The sequence below is a fragment of the Aquibium pacificum genome (assembly GCF_040839445.1).
GTDB classification, from domain to species: Bacteria; Pseudomonadota; Alphaproteobacteria; order Rhizobiales; family Rhizobiaceae; genus Aquibium; species Aquibium pacificus.
Genome location: NZ_JBDPGJ010000001.1, coordinates 531,012 through 549,648 on the forward strand (window position 1 = coordinate 531,012; position 18,637 = coordinate 549,648).

The 18,637-nt window shown below is 66.3% G+C and carries 17 protein-coding genes and 1 pseudogene; 11 read left to right on the top strand and 7 right to left on the bottom strand.

Features of this window, described 5'->3' with window-relative positions:
* The first annotated feature begins 21 nt into the window (after nt 1-21).
* From ABGN05_RS02595 to ABGN05_RS02640, 10 genes are all read left to right on the top strand, one after another.
* Nucleotides 22-654, top strand: coding sequence for an alpha/beta hydrolase (locus tag ABGN05_RS02595; protein ID WP_367953126.1), 633 nt, complete (start codon nt 22-24; stop codon nt 652-654).
* Nucleotides 651-1,718 carry a maleylacetate reductase gene (locus tag ABGN05_RS02600; protein ID WP_367952430.1) on the top strand — a complete coding sequence of 356 codons (1,068 nt, stop codon included), beginning with the start codon at nt 651-653 and terminating at the stop codon, nt 1,716-1,718. Before ABGN05_RS02595 ends, ABGN05_RS02600 begins: the two co-directional genes overlap by 4 nt.
* 31 nt (nt 1,719-1,749) lie before the next feature.
* The gene (locus tag ABGN05_RS02605) at nt 1,750-3,030 is read left to right on the top strand and encodes an ABC transporter substrate-binding protein (protein WP_367952431.1); all 1,281 of its coding nucleotides are present in this window, start codon (nt 1,750-1,752) and stop codon (nt 3,028-3,030) included.
* Between the two features lie 76 nt (nt 3,031-3,106).
* The gene (locus tag ABGN05_RS02610; protein ID WP_373695891.1) at nt 3,107-3,820 is read left to right on the top strand and encodes an ABC transporter ATP-binding protein; all 714 of its coding nucleotides are present in this window, start codon (nt 3,107-3,109) and stop codon (nt 3,818-3,820) included.
* Nucleotides 3,820-4,527, top strand: coding sequence for an ABC transporter ATP-binding protein (locus ABGN05_RS02615; protein ID WP_367952433.1), 708 nt, complete (start codon nt 3,820-3,822; stop codon nt 4,525-4,527). Before ABGN05_RS02610 ends, ABGN05_RS02615 begins: the two co-directional genes overlap by 1 nt.
* Nucleotides 4,524-5,387, top strand: a complete 864-nt coding sequence (locus ABGN05_RS02620) for a branched-chain amino acid ABC transporter permease (RefSeq protein WP_367952434.1) — start codon at nt 4,524-4,526, stop codon at nt 5,385-5,387. The genes ABGN05_RS02615 and ABGN05_RS02620 overlap by 4 nt, the downstream gene beginning before the upstream one ends.
* Before the next feature lie 7 nt (nt 5,388-5,394).
* Complete coding sequence (locus tag ABGN05_RS02625) at nt 5,395-6,489, top strand: branched-chain amino acid ABC transporter permease (protein WP_367952435.1); 1,095 nt, start codon at nt 5,395-5,397, stop codon at nt 6,487-6,489.
* Nucleotides 6,482-8,236, top strand: a complete 1,755-nt coding sequence (locus ABGN05_RS02630; RefSeq protein WP_367952436.1) for an FAD-dependent oxidoreductase — start codon at nt 6,482-6,484, stop codon at nt 8,234-8,236. Before ABGN05_RS02625 ends, ABGN05_RS02630 begins: the two co-directional genes overlap by 8 nt.
* A 5-nt stretch (nt 8,237-8,241) precedes the next feature.
* The gene (locus ABGN05_RS02635; protein WP_367952437.1) at nt 8,242-9,138 is read left to right on the top strand and encodes an intradiol ring-cleavage dioxygenase; all 897 of its coding nucleotides are present in this window, start codon (nt 8,242-8,244) and stop codon (nt 9,136-9,138) included.
* Nucleotides 9,139-9,210: 72 nt separating this feature from the next.
* Nucleotides 9,211-9,465, top strand: coding sequence for a DUF982 domain-containing protein (locus ABGN05_RS02640; RefSeq protein WP_367952438.1), 255 nt, complete (start codon nt 9,211-9,213; stop codon nt 9,463-9,465).
* A 48-nt stretch (nt 9,466-9,513) separates the two neighbouring features.
* On the opposite strand, the gene ABGN05_RS02645 is transcribed toward ABGN05_RS02640, so the two are convergent.
* From ABGN05_RS02645 to ABGN05_RS02675, 7 genes and pseudogenes are all read right to left on the bottom strand, one after another.
* Nucleotides 9,514-10,413: a DUF937 domain-containing protein gene (locus ABGN05_RS02645; RefSeq protein WP_367952439.1), complete on the bottom strand. Its 900-nt coding sequence runs from the start codon at nt 10,411-10,413 to the stop codon at nt 9,514-9,516.
* Nucleotides 10,414-10,791: 378 nt separating this feature from the next.
* Nucleotides 10,792-12,165, bottom strand: coding sequence for a glutamate--cysteine ligase (locus tag ABGN05_RS02650; RefSeq protein WP_367952440.1), 1,374 nt, complete (start codon nt 12,163-12,165; stop codon nt 10,792-10,794).
* 128 nt (nt 12,166-12,293) lie between these two features.
* Nucleotides 12,294-13,586, bottom strand: a complete 1,293-nt coding sequence (locus ABGN05_RS02655) for an Hsp70 family protein (RefSeq protein ID WP_367952441.1) — start codon at nt 13,584-13,586, stop codon at nt 12,294-12,296.
* Nucleotides 13,587-13,746: 160 nt separating this feature from the next.
* A pseudogene (gene murA, locus ABGN05_RS02660) lies at nt 13,747-14,960 on the bottom strand (UDP-N-acetylglucosamine 1-carboxyvinyltransferase).
* Nucleotides 14,961-15,170: 210 nt separating this feature from the next.
* On the bottom strand, nt 15,171-15,908 hold the full coding sequence (locus ABGN05_RS02665; protein WP_367952442.1) for a 16S rRNA (uracil(1498)-N(3))-methyltransferase: 738 nt from the start codon (nt 15,906-15,908) through the stop codon (nt 15,171-15,173).
* Nucleotides 15,909-15,981: 73 nt separating this feature from the next.
* A complete protein-coding gene (locus ABGN05_RS02670) occupies nt 15,982-17,160 on the bottom strand; it encodes a GGDEF domain-containing protein (RefSeq protein ID WP_367952443.1) in 1,179 nt (392 codons plus the stop codon).
* 47 nt (nt 17,161-17,207) lie between these two features.
* On the bottom strand, nt 17,208-17,840 hold the full coding sequence (locus ABGN05_RS02675; RefSeq protein ID WP_367952444.1) for a hypothetical protein: 633 nt from the start codon (nt 17,838-17,840) through the stop codon (nt 17,208-17,210).
* A 91-nt stretch (nt 17,841-17,931) separates the two neighbouring features.
* On the opposite strand from ABGN05_RS02675, the gene ABGN05_RS02680 reads away from it, so the two are divergent.
* Nucleotides 17,932-18,630 carry a type 1 glutamine amidotransferase gene (locus ABGN05_RS02680; protein WP_367952445.1) on the top strand — a complete coding sequence of 233 codons (699 nt, stop codon included), beginning with the start codon at nt 17,932-17,934 and terminating at the stop codon, nt 18,628-18,630.
* Nucleotides 18,631-18,637 lie beyond the last annotated feature (7 nt).

The following is an 18,637-nucleotide window of genomic DNA, read 5'->3' on the forward strand; positions in this document are numbered from 1 at the left end:
GAGGAGAACGATTTGGCGCAGATGCGCGACACGTCCCTGAGGCTCGGCGCTCCACCTCGAAGCGCCGCGCGGCTCTGCGTGTTCGTGCATGGGCGTGCGCAGACGCCGGAGGAGATGGGCGAGCACGTGATCGCCCGTCTGCCTACCGGTGACACACACTTCGTGCTGCCGCGCTCGCCTTGGGAAGCCTGGTACGACGCACGTGCGGTGGATCCCGCGTCCGAGGCGACGCTCGACCAGCTGGATGAGGCACTCGACGCGATCGATGCGGCAATCGCGGCGGCGGCGGCCGATGGCGCGCCGGCCGCTCGGCCGGTGCTCGCAGGTTTTTCGCAGGGCGCCTGCGTGGTGCTGGAGTACGCCATGCGCCGCGATCGCGCGCTGGGTGCGCTGGTGGCGCTGACGGGCTGCCGTGTCGGTCCGCCGACCGAAGCCTCGCCGCGCCGCAGCCTCGGCGGACTGCCGGTCTACCTGTCGGGAAGCGACGCTGATCCGTGGATACCGGCCTCCGCGGCCTTCGCAGCGGCCGCCGAATTCGCCGTTTGCGGCGCGCGGCTGCGGGCGGAGAGCTTTCCCGCCCGAGCGCACGAGGTGTCCGACGCCGAGATCGACGTCTTCGCCGGGATACTTGCCCAGACTGGAGCAACGCCATGACACCGATCGCTCCCTTCGTTTTTCCCGGCCTGCGGTCGCGGGTGATCTTTGGTGCCGGAACCATCGCCCGCACCGGCTCCGAAGTGGAGCGGCTCGGGCATTCCCGCGCCCTCGTGCTCTCGACGCCCAACCAGGAGGCCGATGCGTATGCGCTCGCGGACCGGCTCGGACCGCTTGCGGCGGGTGTCTTCACCGAAGCCGCTATGCACACGCCGGTCGAGGTCACCGAAAAGGCGCTGGAGGTTTTTCGGAACACCGGTGCGGACTGCGTCGTGGCGCTCGGAGGCGGCTCGACCACGGGGCTCGGCAAGGCCATCGCGACCCGCATCGGCGCCGACCAGGTCGTGATCCCCACCACCTATGCCGGTTCGGAGATGACCGACATCCTGGGCGAGACCGCCGGCGGCGAAAAGACCACGCGCCGCGACGCCTCGATCCTGCCCGAGACCGTCATCTACGACGTCGACCTCACCCTGACGCTGCCGGTCGGCCTGACCGTCACCTCTGGCCTCAATGCGCTGGCCCACGCCGCCGAAGCGCTCTACGCGGAAGACCGCAACCCGGTCATCGCGCTGATGTCCGCCGAGGCGATCCGCGCGCTCGCCGAGGCGCTTCCCGCGGTGGTGCGCACGCCCTCCGATGCCGAGGCTCGCGGCCTTGCGCAGTACGGTGCCTGGCTCTGCGGCATCGCTCTGGGGGGCTCCGCGATGGCGCTGCACCACAAGCTCTGCCACACGCTCGGCGGCAGCTTCGGCACGCCGCACGCCGAGACCCACGCCATCCTGCTGCCGCACACGGTCGGGTTCAACGCCGGTGCCGCGGCCGGGCTGCTCGAGCCTGTCGCCGAGGCTTTCGGCGACACGCCGGGGCGCGGACTTTTCCGTTTCGCGCAAGGGCTCGGCGCGCCGATGCGGCTTGCGGATTTCGGCCTCTCCGAAGCCGATCTCGACCGCGCCGCCGAGATCGCGACGAAGAACCCCTATTCAAACCCGAGGCCCTTCGACCGACAGCAGATCCGCTCGCTCCTCCAGGATGCCCTGGAGGGACGGCAACCGCCGCAATGAAGCGCAGTCACATCAACAGGGAGGACAGGACATGATCACCAGAAGAACACTGCTCAAGAATGCCGCCGCGACCGGCGTGCTCGCCGGCACCTCCGGCCTCGCGATGCCGGCGCTGGCCCAGAACGGGCCGGTGAAGCTCGGCTATGTCAGCCCGCAGACCGGGCCGCTCGCCGCCTTCGCCGAGGCCGACAAGTTCGTCATCGACAACTTCATGACCGCGACCAAGGCCGCCGGCCTGAACTTCGAGGTCATCGTCAAGGACAGCCAGTCCAATCCTAACCGCGCCGCCGAAGTGGCGAAGGAACTGATCGTCAGCGACGAGATCCACCTGATGCTCGTGGCCTCGACGCCGGAGACCACCAATCCGGTCACCACGACCTGCGAGGCCGAGGAAGTGCCCTGCATCTCCACCATGGCGCCGTGGCAGCCCTGGTTCATCGGCCAGCAGGGCAATCCCGGAGACCCGGCCTCATGGCAGCCCTTCAACAGCTCCTTCCACTTCTTCTGGGGGCTGGAGGACGTCATCGCCGTCTTCACCAACATGTGGGCGCAGGTCGAGACCAACAAGCAGGTCGGCGCGCTCTTCCCCAATGATGGCGACGGCAACGCCTGGGGCGATCCGAACGTCGGCTTCCCGCCGGTGCTGGCGGAAAAAGGCTACAAGCTCACCGATCCGGGCCGCTACCAGAACCTCACCGACGACTTCTCGGCACAGATCAACGCATTCAAACAGGCGAACGCCGAGATCATCACCGGCGTGGTGATCCCGCCGGACTTCACCACCTTCTGGAACCAGGCCAAGCAGCAGGGCTTCACGCCGAAGGTCGCCTCGATCGGCAAGGCGATCCTGTTTCCGCAGGCGGTGGAAGCGCTGGGCGATTCCGGCCACAACCTCTCGTCCGAGGTATGGTGGTCGCCGAGCCATCCCTTCAAGTCGTCGCTGACCGGCGAGACTTCGGCACAGGTGGCCGAAGGTTTCAGTGCTGCGACCGGCCGTCCCTGGACGCAGCCGATCGGCTTCATCCACGCGCTGTTCGAGGTCGCCGTCGACGTCGCCAAGCGGGCGGGCGACACCACCGATCCCGATGCGGTCGTGGCCGCGATCGCCGCCACCAAGCTCGACACGCTGGTAGGCCCGGTGACGTGGGACGGCGCCAACCTGCCGCCCTTCGCCCAGATGAACGTCGCCAAGACCCCGCTCGTCGGCGGCCAGTGGCGACTGAAGGATGGCGGCGGCTACGATCTCGTCGTCGTCGACAACAAGACCGCGCCGAACATCCCCACGGGCGGCCAGATGGAACCGATCGCCTGACGTGAACGACGGGCGGGCGGGAATCCGCCCGCCCACCACCACACCACCATCCTGGAGTTCCGCGAGCGTGCAGCCTGTGCTCGAAATCACCGGTCTGACGAAGAGGTTCGGCGCCCTGACGGTCGCCGACGATGTGTCGTTCTCGCTCGGCTCGGGCGAGGCGCTCGGCATCATCGGGCCGAATGGCGCCGGCAAGTCCACGCTCTTCAATCTGGTCACCGGCAATCTCAAGGTGGACGGCGGCCGCATCGTCTTCGCCGGTACGGACGTGACCCCCGCACCGCCGATGCAGCGCTGCCTGATGGGCATTGGCAGGACGTTCCAGATCCCGCAGCCGTTCGAGAAGCTCACCGCCTTCGAGAACCTGCTGGTCGCCGGTTCCTTCGGCTCGCGCAAGCGCGAGGCGGAGGTCGCCGACGCCTGCGCCGACATCCTGGTCCAGACGGGGCTGATCGCGCGCGCTAACGTTCCGGCCGGGCAGTTGTCACTGCTGGAGCGCAAGCGGCTGGAACTGGCGCGGGCGCTGGCGACGGCACCCAAGGTGCTCCTGCTCGACGAGATCGCCGGCGGACTGACGGAAGGCGAATGCACGCAACTCGTCGCCACGATCCGCGACATCCACGCCTCCGGCATGTCGATCATCTGGATCGAGCATGTGCTGCATGCGCTGAACTCGGTGGTGGAGCGCCTGCTGGTGCTCGATTTCGGCAAGGTGATCGGCATCGGCAAGCCCGACGAGATCATGGCCTCGCGCGAGGTGCGCGAAATCTATCTCGGGATCGAGGTCTGATGCCGCTGCTCGTCACGAAGGGGCTGACGGCCCGTTACGGCGATTTCCAGGCGCTGTTCGGCGTGGACATCGCGCTCGAGGCGGGCGAGACGGTCGCCATCATCGGGGCGAACGGCGCCGGCAAGACCACGCTGATGCGCTCGATCGCCGGCGTCCTGCCGAATGCGCCCGGAGAAGTCCTCTTCGACGGCGAGCCGATCGGGGAGCTCGCCTCGGCAAAAGTCATGGCGCGCGGCATCGCCATGGTGCCGGAAGGCCGCAAGCTCTTCCCGTCGTTGTCCGTCGAGGAGAACCTGCTGATGGGCAGCTACGGCCGCAAGACCGAGGGCGCCTGGTCGCTCGAAACGGTCTACGACCTGTTCCCGATCCTGAAGGAGCGCCGCGGCAGCTCCGGCACGGCGCTCTCGGGCGGGCAGCAGCAGATGGTCGCGATCGGACGGGCGCTGATGTCAAACCCGCGCGTGCTTCTGTGCGACGAGATCAGCCTCGGGCTGGCGCCGGTCGTCATCCGCGACATCTACGCCGCCTTCCCGAAGATCAAGGCCGCGGGCGCCTCGCTCGTTATCGTCGAGCAGGACATCGGACAGGCGCTGAAGGTCGCGGACCGCGTCTACTGCATGATGGAGGGCCGCGTGACGCTCAGCGGGCGGCCGGCCGAACTCGACCGCCAGCGCATCCACGCCGCCTATTTCGGAGCCGCGGCATGATCTGGATTGACACGATCGTGCAGGGGATACTGCTCGGGGGGCTCTATGCGCTGTTCGCGGCGGGGCTTAGCCTCGTGTTCGGCGTCATGCGGCTCGTCAACCTCGCCCACGGCGACCTGATCGTGCTCGGCGCGTTCCTGATCCTCGTCCTGGTGACCGCACTTGGGCTCAACCCCTTCATCGCGGCGGCGGTGGCCCTGCCGGTAATGTTCGGACTCGGATGGCTCTTGCAGTACCACGTGCTCAACCGCACGCTCGGCGACGACATCCTGCCGCCGCTGCTCGTCACCTTCGGCCTGTCGATCGTCATCCAGAACGCGCTTCTGGAGAGCTTTTCGGCCGACAGCCGGCGCATTCCGGCTGGCGCGCTGGAAACCGCCTCGATCAGTCTCGGCCCGATCGCCGTCGGCGTCATGCCGCTGCTTACTTTCGTCTCGGCCGTCGCGGTGATCCTCGGCCTCAATCTCCTCTTCTACCGCACCGAACTCGGCCGCGCCTTCCGCGCCACGTCGGACGACGCGGTGACGGCGGGGCTGATGGGCGTCGATCCGAAACGGCTGTTCGCGACAGCGACGGGGCTCGCGATGATCGTGGTGACGATCGCGGCGCTCTATCTGGGCACCCGGTCCAATTTCGACCCGACGATCGGACCGGCGCGGCTGATCTACGCCTTCGAGGCGGTTATCATCGGCGGGCTCGGTTCATTTTGGGGCACGCTGGCGGGTGGCATCATCATCGGCGTGGCGCAGACGCTCGGCGCCGCGATCAATCCCGAATGGCAGATCCTGGCCGGCCACGTCGCCTTCCTTGTCGTGCTGCTCGCAAGGCCGCGCGGCCTATTCCCGCGCGCGACCGATTGAGGCGGCGATGAGCGAAGGCGCCAGAACCCCCTGGACGGTCCGGACCCGCACCCGCGCGGCGACCGGCTTCGCGGTGGTCGCGGCCATCCTGCTCGCGGTCGCCATTGCCGCGCCGCTCTTCGTCTCGCGCGGAACGCTGCAGGACCTGTTCTTCATCCTGACCATGCTGGTGCTTGCGCAGAACTGGAACCTGCTCGCCGGTTATGCCGGCCTGGTCTCGGTCGGGCAGCAGGCCTTCGTCGGCTTCGGCGCCTATGCGATGTTTGCCTGCGTCAGCCTTTGGGGGCTGGACCCGGTCAGCGCGATCCTCATCGGCGGTCTCGCCGCGGCGCTTCTTTCGGTCGCCACCGGCTTCTTCGTCTTCCGGCTCTACGGCGCCTACTTCGCCATCGGCACCTGGGTGGTGGCCGAGATTGTCCGGCTTGTCCTGGCGCAATGGCGCGCGCTCGGCGGCGGCACGGGCACGTCGCTGCCGAACACTGCCATCCGCGACTTCGGGCCGGTCGAGTGGATCTCGAACGCCTTCGGCGTGCGCTCCTCGCAGGCCGCCGACATCCTCACCTACTGGCTGGCGCTGGTACTGGTCTGCGCCACGGTCGGCTTCATCTACTGGCTGCTGCGGTCCCGGCAGGGGCTCGGACTGGCGGCCGTGCGCGACAACCAGGAAGCGGCGCGTTCGGTCGGCGTCGACGCGCGGCGCATCAAGTGGATCGTCTACGTGGCCGTGGCCTTCGGAACCGGGCTGGCCGGCGCTCTCATCTACGTCCAGAAGGCCCGCATCTCACCGGATGCCGCCTTCTCCGTCATCGACTGGACGGCCTACGTCATCTTCATCGTCGTCATCGGCGGTATCGGCACGCTGGAAGGCCCGATCGTGGGCGTCATCGTGTTCTTCATCCTGCAGAAGACGCTCGCCGATTTCGGTTCATGGTATCTGCTGGTGCTGGGCCTGATCGGCATCGCCGTGATGCTGTTCGCGCCGAGGGGGCTGTGGGGCCTCTTCAGCGACCGCGCCGGCATCCAGTTCTTTCCGGTCCGCCGCATCCTCAAGGGCGGGCCGACTTTCGACAAACCAGGCACGAGGGGAGGGCCGCATGGCTGACATCACCACCGACGTACTCATCATCGGCACGGGGCCGGCCGGCTCGGCCACTGCCGCGCTGCTCTCGACCTATGGGGTGGAGAACATGGTCATCAATCGCTACCGCTGGCTCGCCAACACGCCGCGCGCGCACATCACCAACCAGCGGGCAATGGAGGTGCTGCGCGACCTCGGCCGCGCGGTCGAGGACGAGGTCTACCTCTACGGCACGGAGCAGGACCTGATGGGCGAGAACGTGTTCTGCACGTCGCTGGCAGGCGAGGAGATCGGGCGGATGCGCAGCTGGGGCAAGCATCCGCTGTCGCGCGCCGAGCACCTGCTCTCCTCGCCGACCCACATGAACGATTGCCCGCAGACCTACATGGAGCCGGTGCTCTTCAAGACCGCGTGCTCGCGCGGGACCCAGGCGCGCATGTCGACGGAGTATCTCCGCCACGAACAGGATGCCGACGGCGTCACCACCACCTGCCTCGACCGGCTGACCGGCAAGGAGATCACGATCCGCTCGAAATACATGGTCGGCGCGGACGGCGGCAACTCCAAAGTCGCGGAGCACGCAGGGCTGGAGTTCGAAGGCAAGATGGGCGTCGGCGGCTCGATGAACATCCTGTTCAAGGCCGACCTGTCGAAGTACGTCGCCCACCGGCCCTCGGTGCTCTACTGGGTGCTGCAGCCGGGATCGAACGTCGGCGGCATTGGCATGGGGCTGGTCCGCATGATCCGGCCCTGGAACGAGTGGCTGATCGTCTGGGGCTACGATATAAACGGACCCGAGCCGGAGGTGGACGAGGCCTTCGCGAAGAAGGTCGCGCGGGATCTCGTCGGCGATCCCGATCTCGACGTCGAGATCACCTCCGTCTCGACCTGGACGGTCAACAACATGTACGCGACGACGCTCTCCAGCGGACGAGTGTTCTGCATGGGCGATGCGATCCACCGGCACCCGCCATCGAACGGGCTCGGCTCCAATACGTCCATCCAGGACGCCTTCAATCTCGCCTGGAAGCTCGCCATGGTCATAAGGGGACAGGCGGGAACACGTCTGCTCGACAGCTATCAGGTCGAGCGCGCGCCGATCGCCAAGCAGATCGTCACCCGCGCCAACAAGTCGATCGAGGAGTTCGGGCCGATCTTCAAGGGGCTCGGGCTGCTGGATTCGATCGACCCGGTGAAGATGCAGCAGAACATGGACGCGCGCTGCGACGACACGGGCGATGCCGAGGCCCAGCGCACCGCCATCCGCGAGGCGATCGCCTTCAAGGTCTACGAATTCGACGCGCATGGCGTCGAGATGAACCAGCGCTACCGGTCGGATGCGGTCGTGACCGACGGGCAGGCCGAGCCGCCGTTCCAGAAGGACGCCGAACTGCACTACCAGCCCACGACGTGGCCCGGTGCACGGCTGCCGCACGTCTGGGTCTTCGGTCCGAACGGCGAGAAGGTTTCCACGCTCGACCTCGCTGGGCACGGACGTTTCTCCATCCTGACTGGCATCGGCGGCAACAGCTGGAACGAGGCGGCACGAACCGTCGGCGAGGAACTCGGGATCGACATCGCCGTGCAGACGATCGGTCCGCGCCAGCAGTGGGAAGACTATGCCGGCGATTGGGCCCGCGCACGCGAGACGCGCGATTCCGGCGCGGTGCTGGTGCGCCCGGACCACCACGTCGCGTGGCGTAGCGAGACGATCTCCGACGATCCGGCGGCCGAACTGCGGCGCGTACTCACATCAATCCTGGACAGGTGAACGCCATGACCGAAGCACACGAAAAGGGATTCTTCACCGAGGAAAACTCGGTGGAAGTCGTCACTGGCCGCAACGCGGCGGCGAAGAACGAGCGGCTGAAGTTCGCCATGGAGGTGATCACGCGCAAACTGCATGAGGCGGTGAAGGAGATCGAGCCGACGCAGGAGGAATGGCTGCAGGCGATCCTGTTCCTCACGAAGACGGGTCAGACGTGCAACGAGTGGCGTCAGGAATACATCCTGCTCTCCGACATCCTCGGCGTGTCGATGTTGGTCGACGCGATCAACAACCGCAAGCCCTCGGGCGCGTCGGAGAGCACCGTGCTCGGTCCCTTCCACGTCGAAGGCGCGCCGGAACTGCCGATGGGCGCCAACATCTGCCTGGACCAGAAGGGCGAGGACATGGTGGTTTCGGGCCGCATCCTCGACACGGATGGCCAACCGATCCGCGATGCGGTGATCGACGTCTGGCAGGCTAACGACGAAGGCTTCTACGACGTTCAGCAGAAGGGCATCCAGCCCGATTTCAACCTCCGTGGCATCTTCCGAACCGGACCGGACGGCCGCTACTGGTTCCGCGCGGTGAAGCCGAAGTTCTACCCGATTCCCGACGACGGCCCAGTTGGCCAGCTGCTCGGCCAGCTCGGGCGCCATCCCTACCGGCCGGCGCACCTGCACTACATCATCAAGGCCGACGGTTTCGAGACGCTGACGACGCACATCTTCGACCCGGATGATCGATACATCAATTCCGATGCGGTGTTCGGCGTGAAGGAGAGCCTGCTCGCCGAATTCCGCAAGATCGACGACGCGGAACGCGCTCGGGAACTGGAGTTCGCGGGTTCGTTCTGGGACGTGGAGCACGATTTCGTGCTGGCGCGAAAAGGCCGGACCGGACGCTGATCGACGCGGCGACCATCGGCCGATGGAAATTAACATAATATATTTCGTGGCTTATCTGGCGCGGCTATAGCAATGCGCATGCTGAAGGACAGGCGCTTCAAATCGTCGATCGTCATCGAACCGCGACTCGGAAGGGTTCGCGAGGTTCGAAGCCTCAGGGAAGCGGCCGAGGCACTTCTGCGCGACTGGCCCGGCACGGATCTGCCGAGACGACAGAAGGCGATGGCGTCGTGCCTCTCCGCGCTCAAGGGCGACGTCCAGCCTCACCGCGCCCGAAGGGATTTCATCGAAGCCGCGCGGGAAGCGCGTCTGCTGATGGGGGACTGACGTTCGCGATCAAAGTCGGCGGGTAGCCTTGCTATCTGCGCCGTGAGGTCAGCGGCTGCGGGCCACATCCCTGAGGTAGCGGTCCACGATGGCTTCCATGTTCTTCTGGTAGTCGTCGCGCTGCCTGGCGCCGGTCTCGAACATGTCTCCGAAGAGATCGTCCCACGGTGTCCTCGGACGGCCGCTCGGGTTCTCTCGCTGGACCTCCTGCGGTTCGTCTTGCGTAGCCCCCGGCTGAGCCATGCGCATCCAGTCTTCCATCATCTTTCCGAACGGGTTGCCTTCGAGGGGGCTCTTCGCCGGTTCGGGCTTTGGCTGTTTTCCGGAAGCGCCGGCAAACATATCCTGCATCATTCGGCCGAAGGGATTGTCCATCGGATTCGGCTGTTCGGAAGTGCGTTGCTGTGGCTGGTTGGTCATCGCGGCCGTTCCCTGGCGCATCATCTGCGCCATGACGTCGGCCATGGGGTTACTTCCGCCGAAGCTCGCGGAGCCGAAATTGGGCTGCACGGCCGGCCCGGGGCCGAGCTGGCCGGTCATCTGCTTGAACAGACCGCCCATGATCATGGCCGCCATCGCCGGCAGCATCTGCCGGATCACCCCCTCGCCGAGGCCGGTCAAGGAGGACGCCTGCTGCGCTACGGCGCGCGACAGGTCCTTCGAACCGAAAAGATGGCCGAGAACGCCGTTGCCGTCGGCGAGGCCGGCCGGAGAAAACGCGTTGGCCGGATTGTCGAAATAGTTCGCATGCTGGCCGCTGGAAAGTGCCGCGATGAACGTCCCAAGGCCATAGGGATCGGAGGCGTTCTGCTTCAGGCCTTGGCTGAAGGCCGGCAGGACGGCCTCGACCGCCGCGTGCGCCTGCTGCTGCGACAGCCCGAACTGGCGCGCCAGCGCCTCGAAGGCCTGACCGTTCTGCGCGGCGAGCATGTCGTAGAGCGGCAGCATGGGGTTCTCCTCGAACAAGCATTCATGAAAGCGTATCATTGCACAGAAGGCGTTGCGAGACCCGGTTCCCGATCCTGGATGCATGCGCGTCCGACCCAGTGCCCGGCAAAGGACACCATGAAGAGACGCACACCTTCCGATCGAGAAAACCACGACGCCTCTGCGCCTATCGGAGCGAAGGGGAGGAATCCCTGCACGACGCCCGAGGCGGCGTCCGAACCTGTCGAGCGGTTCTACCGGCGGCTGGCTCTCGAATTTGGAACGGACGTGGACCTGGAATTGCTTATCAGGAACGAGCGTCGTCCGCATCGGGCGCCGACCATCGGGTCCGATCCGATCCAGGCCACGACCGGTGACGAGCCGTAGAGCACATTCCCCTCAGTATGCATACTCCAGGAAAACCGGCTCGATCGATCCGCCCCACCGGGTGTGATAGGCGGTGACCATTTCGTCGGCGGACGTAGTGCCGCGGGCGACCACTTCGTCGAGCGGCGACAGGAAGTTCGTCTCGTCGAACCCCTCGCGGTTCTTGCGTGCCCGGTTCTTCAAGCCGAGCCGGGAGATTGCGAGCACGTCGCGGGCGACATCGCGCAACGTGCCTGAGCCAAAGGAGGCGTCGATGCCCTGGCGGGGGACGGCGTCGCGCTGGGCCAGCACGTCCTCGTACGTCCACGCCGAGGTCAGCGTCTCGGCGGCGTCGAGCGCCTCGCCGTCGTAGAGTAAGCCGACCCAGAAGGCGGGCAGGGCGCAAATGCGCCGCCACGGGCCACCGTCGGCGCCACGCATTTCCAGAAACCGCTTCAGGCGCACGTCCGGAAACAGCGTCGAGAGATGGTTCGCCCAGTCGCCCATGGTGGGGAAACCGTCCGGCACGGAATTGCGCAGTGCGCCGTCCATGAACTGGCGGAATGTGACGTGGGTGCAGTCGTAGTACCTGCCGTCGCGGATGAGGAAGTACATCGGCACATCGAGCGCCCAATCTGCATAGTCTGCGAAGCCGAAATCGGGCGAGAAGCAGAAGGGGAGCAGCCCGGCGCGCTTGTTGTCCGTGTCGCGCCAGATCTCTCCGCGCCAGGATTTCAGGCCGTTCGGTCGCCCTTCCGTGAAGGGTGAATTGGCAAAGAGGGCTGTCGACAGCGGCTGCAGCTTCAGCGAGACCTGCATCTTGCGGCGCATGTCGGCCTCGCTCTCGAAGTCGAGGTTCACCTGGATCGTGCAAGTGCGGTACATCATGTCGAGCCCGCGGCTTCCGACCTTCGGCATATAGGCGGTCATGATGTCGTAGCGCGATTTCGGCATGCGCGGCGTCTCGGCCAGCGTCCATTTGGGGCTGCCGCCGAGGCCGAGGAAGCGGATGCCGAGCGGCTCGGCGATCTCGCGCAACTGGGCCAGGTGGGCATTGCCCTCGCGGCAGGTCTGGTGGATCGTCTCGACCGGCGCGCCGGAGAGTTCGAACTGGCCGCCGGGCTCCAGCGAGATGGCGCCCTGGCCGGTGGGCTCCACGAGGCCGATGATCCTGCCGCCGTCGAGGATCGGCTCCCAGCCCAGCACGCGCTGCATGCCCTCGAGCAGCGCCTTGATGCCGCGCTCGCCCTCGTAGGGAACGGGCGCGTTGCCGTCGACGTAGAACGGGAATTTCTCGTGTTCGGTACCGATCCGCCACTTGTCCTTTGGCTTGCAGCCCTCGGCCATGTGGTCGACGAGTTCGTCGAAGCCCTCGATCGGACGGGAATCGGTCGTGTCGCGCGCCATCGGCATTTCCTCGAGACGATACTGTCGGCCGATCTGGCGTCGGCGCGCGAGTGATGGCCGAACAGCGGGAGCAAGGGCAAGCGAAAAAAGCTGACGATCCGTTCAAGCGCGGTTGATCGGACAGCCGGTTACGCCGCCCAGCGCTCGACGTCGCCGCTCTCGCCGATCAACGCCAGCCCGTGGGCAATGGAAAGAAGCTCGCCGCCGCTCTCGATCCAGTCCCTGTCGAAGCGGCGCTCGAAGATGCGGCGGACCGCCGGGACGAAGGACGTGCCGCCGGTCAGGAAGACCTTGTCGACGGCCATCGCCGGCGTATGCGTCGCAGACAGCACCTCGTCGAGCGCGCCCTCGATGCGGGCAAGGTCGTCGGCGATCCATGTCTCGAAATCGGCGCGCCTGACCGTCTTGCGCCCGGCCGGGCCGAGCGGATCGAAACGGAACTCGGCTTCCTCCGCCTCGGACAGCGCCATCTTGGTGGCCGAGTTCGCCTGGTAGAGAGGATAGCCTTCGTCATACTCGATCAGGTCGATGAACAATTCGAGCTTCTCCGGCTCCGTGGCGTGGCGCACCAGGCTCTTCAAATCCGCGAATTCCCGCGTGGTCTTGAAGATCGAGAGCTGGTTCCAGCGCCCGAAGCTGGCGAAGTAGCTGCCGGGGATATCGAGAATCTTGCCGAAGCTCCTGAACCGGCTGCCTTTTCCGATCTCCGGCGACACCAGATTGTCGATCATGCGGTAGTCGAAGTGATCGCCCGCGATGCCGACGCCGGAATGGCCGATCGGCGTGGCGCGCAGTTCTCCCGCGTGGCGCTCGAAGCGGATCAGGGAATAGTCGGTGGTGCCGCCGCCGAAATCCGCGACCAGCACGGTGGCGTCCCCGCGCAGCGACTGCGCGAACCAGTAAGCCGCGGCGACCGGCTCGTAGACATAGTGGATTTCCGGGAATCCGAAGCGGTCGAGCGCTGCCCGGTACCGCTCCAGCGCCAGTTGCTCGTCCGGATTGGCGCCGGCGAAACGCACGGGACGGCCGACGACCAGCCGCGCGACGTCGGATGGCCAGCCATTCCCGGCATAGGCCTGCAGCCGGCGCAGGAAAGCCTCCATCAGGTCCTCGAAGGTCTGCTTCCTGGCGTGGACGATCGTCGCCTGGAAAGCGGCGCTGGCGGCGAAGGTCTTGATCGACTGCAGGAAGCGGCAGTCGCCGGGATGCTCGACGAAGAGACGGATCGCGGCCTGCCCGGCCTCGACCCGCAGGGAAGCGGTGCTGCGGCCCTCCTTCATGAACGACAGCGCGGTGCGCATCGTGTCGGTCGTGCCCGCATCAGAGGTGAAGGGGATCGAACGCGTGGCGCCGTCGGCCTCTTCGGCGAGCGCCAGGACCGTGTTGGTCGTGCCGAAATCGAGCCCGAGCGCGCGTGCCATGGCGAGCGTCCTTTCGTTTCAGATGGGGGTTGCAATGCGGGACGTGCGACGTCCCCAGGCGGTGGAGGGCGCTGGTCGCACGCGACCGCGGCGATGGCAAGCGCAAAGGCGCCGCGCGACGCGGACCGCCGCCGCCCTCGGTCTGCTCTTGGGCTGTGGCTCAGCCCTCGCGGGGCGGATTGCGCACGATGCGCGCGCCGAGCGCATTCAGCCGCTCCTCGATGCGCTCGTAGCCGCGCTCGATCTGCTGGGCGTTCTCGATGATACTGGTACCCTCCGCGCAGAGGGCCGCGATCAGCATGGCCATGCCGGCGCGAATGTCGGGGCTCTCCACCCTCGCCGCGCGAAGCCGGGCGGGGCCGGAGACGACGACGCGGTGCGGATCGCACAGGACGATGCGCGCGTCCATGGCGATCAGCTTGTCGACGAAGAACATCCGGCTCTCGAACATCTTCTCGAAGAGCAGCACCATGCCCTCGCACTGGGTCGCCGTGACGACGGCGATCGACATGGCGTCGGCCGGGAAAGCCGGCCAGGGCTGATCCTCGATTTTGGGAACGTGGCCGCCGAAATCCGACTGGACGCGCATCTCCTGCTCGCCCGGGACGACGAGATCGTCGCCCTCGATGCGGCAACGGATGCCCAGGCGCTCGAAGTTCATGAGCGTGGAGCGCAGGTGCGCGACGCCGGCATTGCGGATCGTGATGGCGGAACGGGTCACCGCCGCCAGCCCGATCAGCGACGCCACCTCGATGTGGTCGGCCCCGATACGGTGGCTGGCGCCCGAAAGCGGCCGGCCGCCCTCGATGGTCATGGTGTTGGTGCCGATGCCCTCAATCTCGGCGCCCATCGCGATCAGGAAGCGCGCGAGGTCCTGTACGTGCGGCTCGGAGGCGCAGTTGCGCAGCACCGTCCTGCCCTCGGCGGCCACGGCGGCACAGAGCGCGTTCTCCGTGGCGGTGACAGACGGCTCGTCGAAGAAGACGTCGGCACCCTTCAGGCCATCCGTCCTGAAGCGGTAGACCTCGTCGGCCTCGATCTCGGCGCCGAGCTGCTGGAGGACGAGGAAATGAGTGTCGACCCGGCGACGGCCGATGACGTCGCCGCCCGGCGGCGGCAGGGTGAGTTCTCCGCAGCGGGCGAGCAGGGGCCGGCAAGGAGTATCGACGCGCGGATGCGGGCGCACAGCGCCGGGTTGAGATCGGCGGGCCGCAGGTCGCGGGCCTCGATCGTCAGGCTGTTGCGGCCGGTCCATATAGCCTCTGCCCCCACCGTGCGGATCAGTTCGACCAGCGCTTCGACGTCGCGGATGCGCGGCACGTTGGAGAGTTCCACGCGATCGGAGGTCAAAAGGGCGGCAGCGACGATGGGCAGCGCGGCGTTCTTGTTGCCCGAGGGTTCGATTTCGCCAGAGAGGTGTGCGCCGCCCTCCACGACATACTGGATGCGTTCGCGCTGCAGCGGCTGGGCCATGATCCGTCGTTCCCCCTGGTCGATCGTTCGGGAACAATCACTGGCACAAGGTGGCCTAAACGGCGAGAGCGGCGACGTACTCACAAAAAAGTCGACGAGCCTGCCCGGCTGTCAGCGCCAGTCGCCGATCGTCGCCTGCACGACTGCAAGCGCGGCGACGGCGGCGGTATCGGCGCGCAGGATGCGGGGGCCGAGCGGGATCGGCGTCACGTAGGGAAGCCCGCGTAGCTGGTTGCGCTCTTCTTCGGAGAAGCCGCCTTCCGGCCCGACGAGCAGCCCGAGCCGCCGTTCCTCGATGCCTTGCAGGAATTCCAGCGGATTGTTGGTCGCAACGCCTTCATCGCAGAAAATCAGGCGCCGGCCGGGTTCCCATTCCCACAGTAGCCGCTCCAGTTTGATCGCCTCCCGTACCACCGGTACGGCGAGGATACCGCACTGCTCCGCCGCTTCCAGCGCGTTGGCCTGGAGGCGCTCGACGCCGACGGTCGACATCTGGGTGTGCTGGGTGATCACCGGCTGGAGGGTGCCCGCGCCCATCTCCACGGACTTCTGGACCATGTAGTCGAGGCGCCCCTGCTTCAGCGGGGCAAAGCAGTAGAGCAGGTCGGGCAGCTTCGGCTGGGCGCGCGTCTGGGCGGTCGGGACGATCTGCGCCTTCTTCTTGCCCGTTTCGCCGACCGCGGCCAGCCATTCGCCGTCGCGGCCGTTGAAGACCAGAAGTTCCGACCCCGGGCTCATCCTGAGTACGTTCAGGAGGTAGTGAGCCTGTGACTGTTCGGCATCGAACGGCTCTCCCTGGGCGAGATCCGCCGTTACGAAAAGCCTCTGCATCCGGTAATTCGCGCGCATGGCGGCGTCCATGCGGGAGGCTTGTGGCGCGGTCAAGGCAGGGGGTGACGGACGAAGAGCCCGGCCGTACCCGTCAGGCGACTGCGCGTTCGACGCGGTTCCTGCCTGCATCCTTGGCGCGGTAGAGCGCGGCGTCGGCTTCCCGCATCATGACTTCGTAGTCGTCTCCGGACGTTTCGCGCCAGCTGCAGCCGAGGCTCACCGTCAGCCGCAAGGCCCGTTCTCCACAGCGGAAGATGGTGGAATCGACGGCCATGCGCAGTCGCTCCGCCAGGAACGCTGCATCCTCGGGTCCCGCGTCGGGCATGAAGATCGCGAACTCCTCTCCACCGATGCGTCCCACGATGCGATTGCTTCCGGCCGTCTCCCGGCACAGCGCGGCACACTGGCGGAGCGCCTCGTCGCCTGCTGCGTGACCGTAGCGGTCGTTGATCTGCTTGAAATGGTCGATGTCGAAGACGACGAGGGCGCTGCTGGCACTTTCGGCGAGTTTCTGGCGGGAGAGTTCCTCGAAGGCACCGCGGTTCAGAAGATTGGTCAGGGCGTCGTACATCGCCCAGATGCGAAGTTTGGATGCATTCCTTTCATAGGCGATCGAAAGCGCGAAAGCGCCACTGGAGCAGGTATAGACGAGGCCGAGCATCAAGTGAGCGATCAACAGCGTGTCATTCGGTATGTAGTCGCTCAGGGATTCGCCACTGATCAAACCCTGAATGGTGCGGACGCCGAACGAAGCCGCCATAAACGCATAGGCGCCGGTGAGCCCGTATCTCGATGGCAATTTGTCGGCCCGATCGCGCCAGAATTCCCAGGCGGTGGCAGCGGCCATCGCCGTCAGGAGCAGATTGGTGCTCGTATAGACGAGCCCGCGCGAGCCGATCAGCGGAGCCATCAGACAGATTACGAACATCAGCAGCGCCGGACCCCACACAATGGATCTCACGGGATCGCGCCTGCCAAACTCGCGCGATGCCTGCCACCTCAGCCCGAAGCCAGCCAGGAGCAGACTGTTCGGCACGGCGGAGAATGCCGACTGCAGGATCGGCCCGGCAAACATGTAGAGCAGGATTGAGGCGGCGATACAAAGGTTGGCGAACGCCCAGGATTTCCAGAACCGGTGTCCGTGACCGCCTCGACCGGCGAAAAGAAACGCGGCTGCCATGATGACCAGGCAGATGGCATTGGCGGCAAAGAGAGTGAAAATGTCGAACGTGCCGCTCACCTGATATGCCCCCGTATGTTCCTCCAACATGACCGCTCCGCACTACCGTCGCGTTACGCAGGATGGTTACCGCGGGCTTAAGAGGCGGATCCGTGCCAGATCGGCTGGTATCCCGCGTTCAGAGTTGCGACCGTCGCGGGCGGCGTAAGGAGTCTTGCCGCCATGGTCTCTGATGCCGGCGTGGCGACGCGATAGCCTTCGAAAGACCATTCGAGCAGCCGGCCGTCACGGACCGCGAGATACTTGCCAGCGGAAGCCACCATCGTCCCATCGGGCAGTGATCGGACATCCCCGACATTGATAGACGCGCCGTCTGAGGCGCATCTTTGCGTGTGGAGAACGGCATCCATCTCCGGCGCGGTCACTGTGGGCAATCCCCGCGCGGCCGCGAAGCACCGGACAAACTCCTTCGCGGCTCGGCGCCGGCAGTAGAAGCAGGGGCGGTGGCCGGCGGCGAGCGCGGTGACCTCGTCGAGGAAGAACAGCTCGGTCCAGCCGGCGCCGCCGGAGGGCGCGTTGCGGCCCATCACCTCGCGCCTGCGTCCACGAAAATCGCACAGGCAGACGATCCAGGCTTTCGTCGTCCAGCGGCGGGAAAGCAGCGTCTTCGTGGCCGGATCGTGAATGACGCCACGGTTGCCCGTAAACATGCCGCGGGCGGTATCGGCGTAAATTTCGCCCGACGGATCGACGCGGTTCCGGAGCGGCATCGGTCTCATCTCCCTGAAGGTGCGGCCTTGCGCGCGAAGGCGGTCATGCTATCGCTGTCGGGACCCTTTCCGCCACACGATCCGGGCATCCATGCGTATCCTCGCCATTCAGAACTACGACGACACGGGCCTCGGCCAGATCGGCTTCGCCCTCGATGAGGCGGGTGCCCAGGTCGATGTCGTGAAGTCATATGTGGGGGAGCCGCTGCCGTCGCCGGACGACGGCCATGACGGACTGATCGTGCTCGGCGGCGGCCAGAACGCGCTCGCCGACGCGGAGTACCCCTACATGCCGCAACTGGTGGAACTGATGCGCGATTTCGCGTCGGCGGACCGCGCCGTGCTCGGCGTCTGTCTCGGAGCGCAGATGCTGGCACGGGCTTTCGGGGCGGACAATCTGATCGGCGCCGCGCCCGAATTCGGATGGCAGGAGGTCGAACTGACGGACGAGGGGAAGACTGATCCGGTCCTGGGCCCGTTGCCGGAGCGTTTCCCGATCTTTCAGTGGCACGACGATACCTTCACCCTGCCGAGAGGCGCGGTCCGGCTCGCCGGCAACATGGCGGCGCACAACCAGGCTTTCCGGGTGGGGCGGGCGTCCTATGGGATACAATTTCATTTCGAGGCGGACCGGGGCCTCGTACGGAGCTGGAACGAAAACTTCGCCGACTATCTTGCCGAGCACCATCCCGACTGGCGCGACCGCTTCGAGGCGGAGGCGGCACGCCACGGGCCGCAGGCGGACGCGGCCGGCCTCGCCATCGCGCGCGCCTGGCTGGCGGCGGTCTGAGAAAAGT

Coding starts and splice junctions, on each gene's coding strand:
- ABGN05_RS02655 (WP_367952441.1), bottom strand. CDS start 13,586: ATGGCACGCGCGCTCGGGCTCGATTTCGGCACGACCAACACGGTCCTG.
- ABGN05_RS02595 (WP_367953126.1), top strand. CDS start 22: ATGCGCGACACGTCCCTGAGGCTCGGCGCTCCACCTCGAAGCGCCGCG.
- ABGN05_RS02600 (WP_367952430.1), top strand. CDS start 651: ATGACACCGATCGCTCCCTTCGTTTTTCCCGGCCTGCGGTCGCGGGTG.
- ABGN05_RS02650 (WP_367952440.1), bottom strand. CDS start 12,165: ATGGCGCGCGACACGACCGATTCCCGTCCGATCGAGGGCTTCGACGAA.
- ABGN05_RS02665 (WP_367952442.1), bottom strand. CDS start 15,908: ATGCGCGCGAATTACCGGATGCAGAGGCTTTTCGTAACGGCGGATCTC.
- ABGN05_RS02630 (WP_367952436.1), top strand. CDS start 6,482: ATGGCTGACATCACCACCGACGTACTCATCATCGGCACGGGGCCGGCC.
- ABGN05_RS02675 (WP_367952444.1), bottom strand. CDS start 17,840: ATGCCGCTCCGGAACCGCGTCGATCCGTCGGGCGAAATTTACGCCGAT.
- ABGN05_RS02640 (WP_367952438.1), top strand. CDS start 9,211: ATGCGCATGCTGAAGGACAGGCGCTTCAAATCGTCGATCGTCATCGAA.
- ABGN05_RS02645 (WP_367952439.1), bottom strand. CDS start 10,413: ATGCTGCCGCTCTACGACATGCTCGCCGCGCAGAACGGTCAGGCCTTC.
- ABGN05_RS02620 (WP_367952434.1), top strand. CDS start 4,524: ATGATCTGGATTGACACGATCGTGCAGGGGATACTGCTCGGGGGGCTC.
- ABGN05_RS02615 (WP_367952433.1), top strand. CDS start 3,820: ATGCCGCTGCTCGTCACGAAGGGGCTGACGGCCCGTTACGGCGATTTC.
- ABGN05_RS02605 (WP_367952431.1), top strand. CDS start 1,750: ATGATCACCAGAAGAACACTGCTCAAGAATGCCGCCGCGACCGGCGTG.
- ABGN05_RS02670 (WP_367952443.1), bottom strand. CDS start 17,160: ATGTTGGAGGAACATACGGGGGCATATCAGGTGAGCGGCACGTTCGAC.
- ABGN05_RS02680 (WP_367952445.1), top strand. CDS start 17,932: ATGCGTATCCTCGCCATTCAGAACTACGACGACACGGGCCTCGGCCAG.
- ABGN05_RS02635 (WP_367952437.1), top strand. CDS start 8,242: ATGACCGAAGCACACGAAAAGGGATTCTTCACCGAGGAAAACTCGGTG.
- ABGN05_RS02625 (WP_367952435.1), top strand. CDS start 5,395: ATGAGCGAAGGCGCCAGAACCCCCTGGACGGTCCGGACCCGCACCCGC.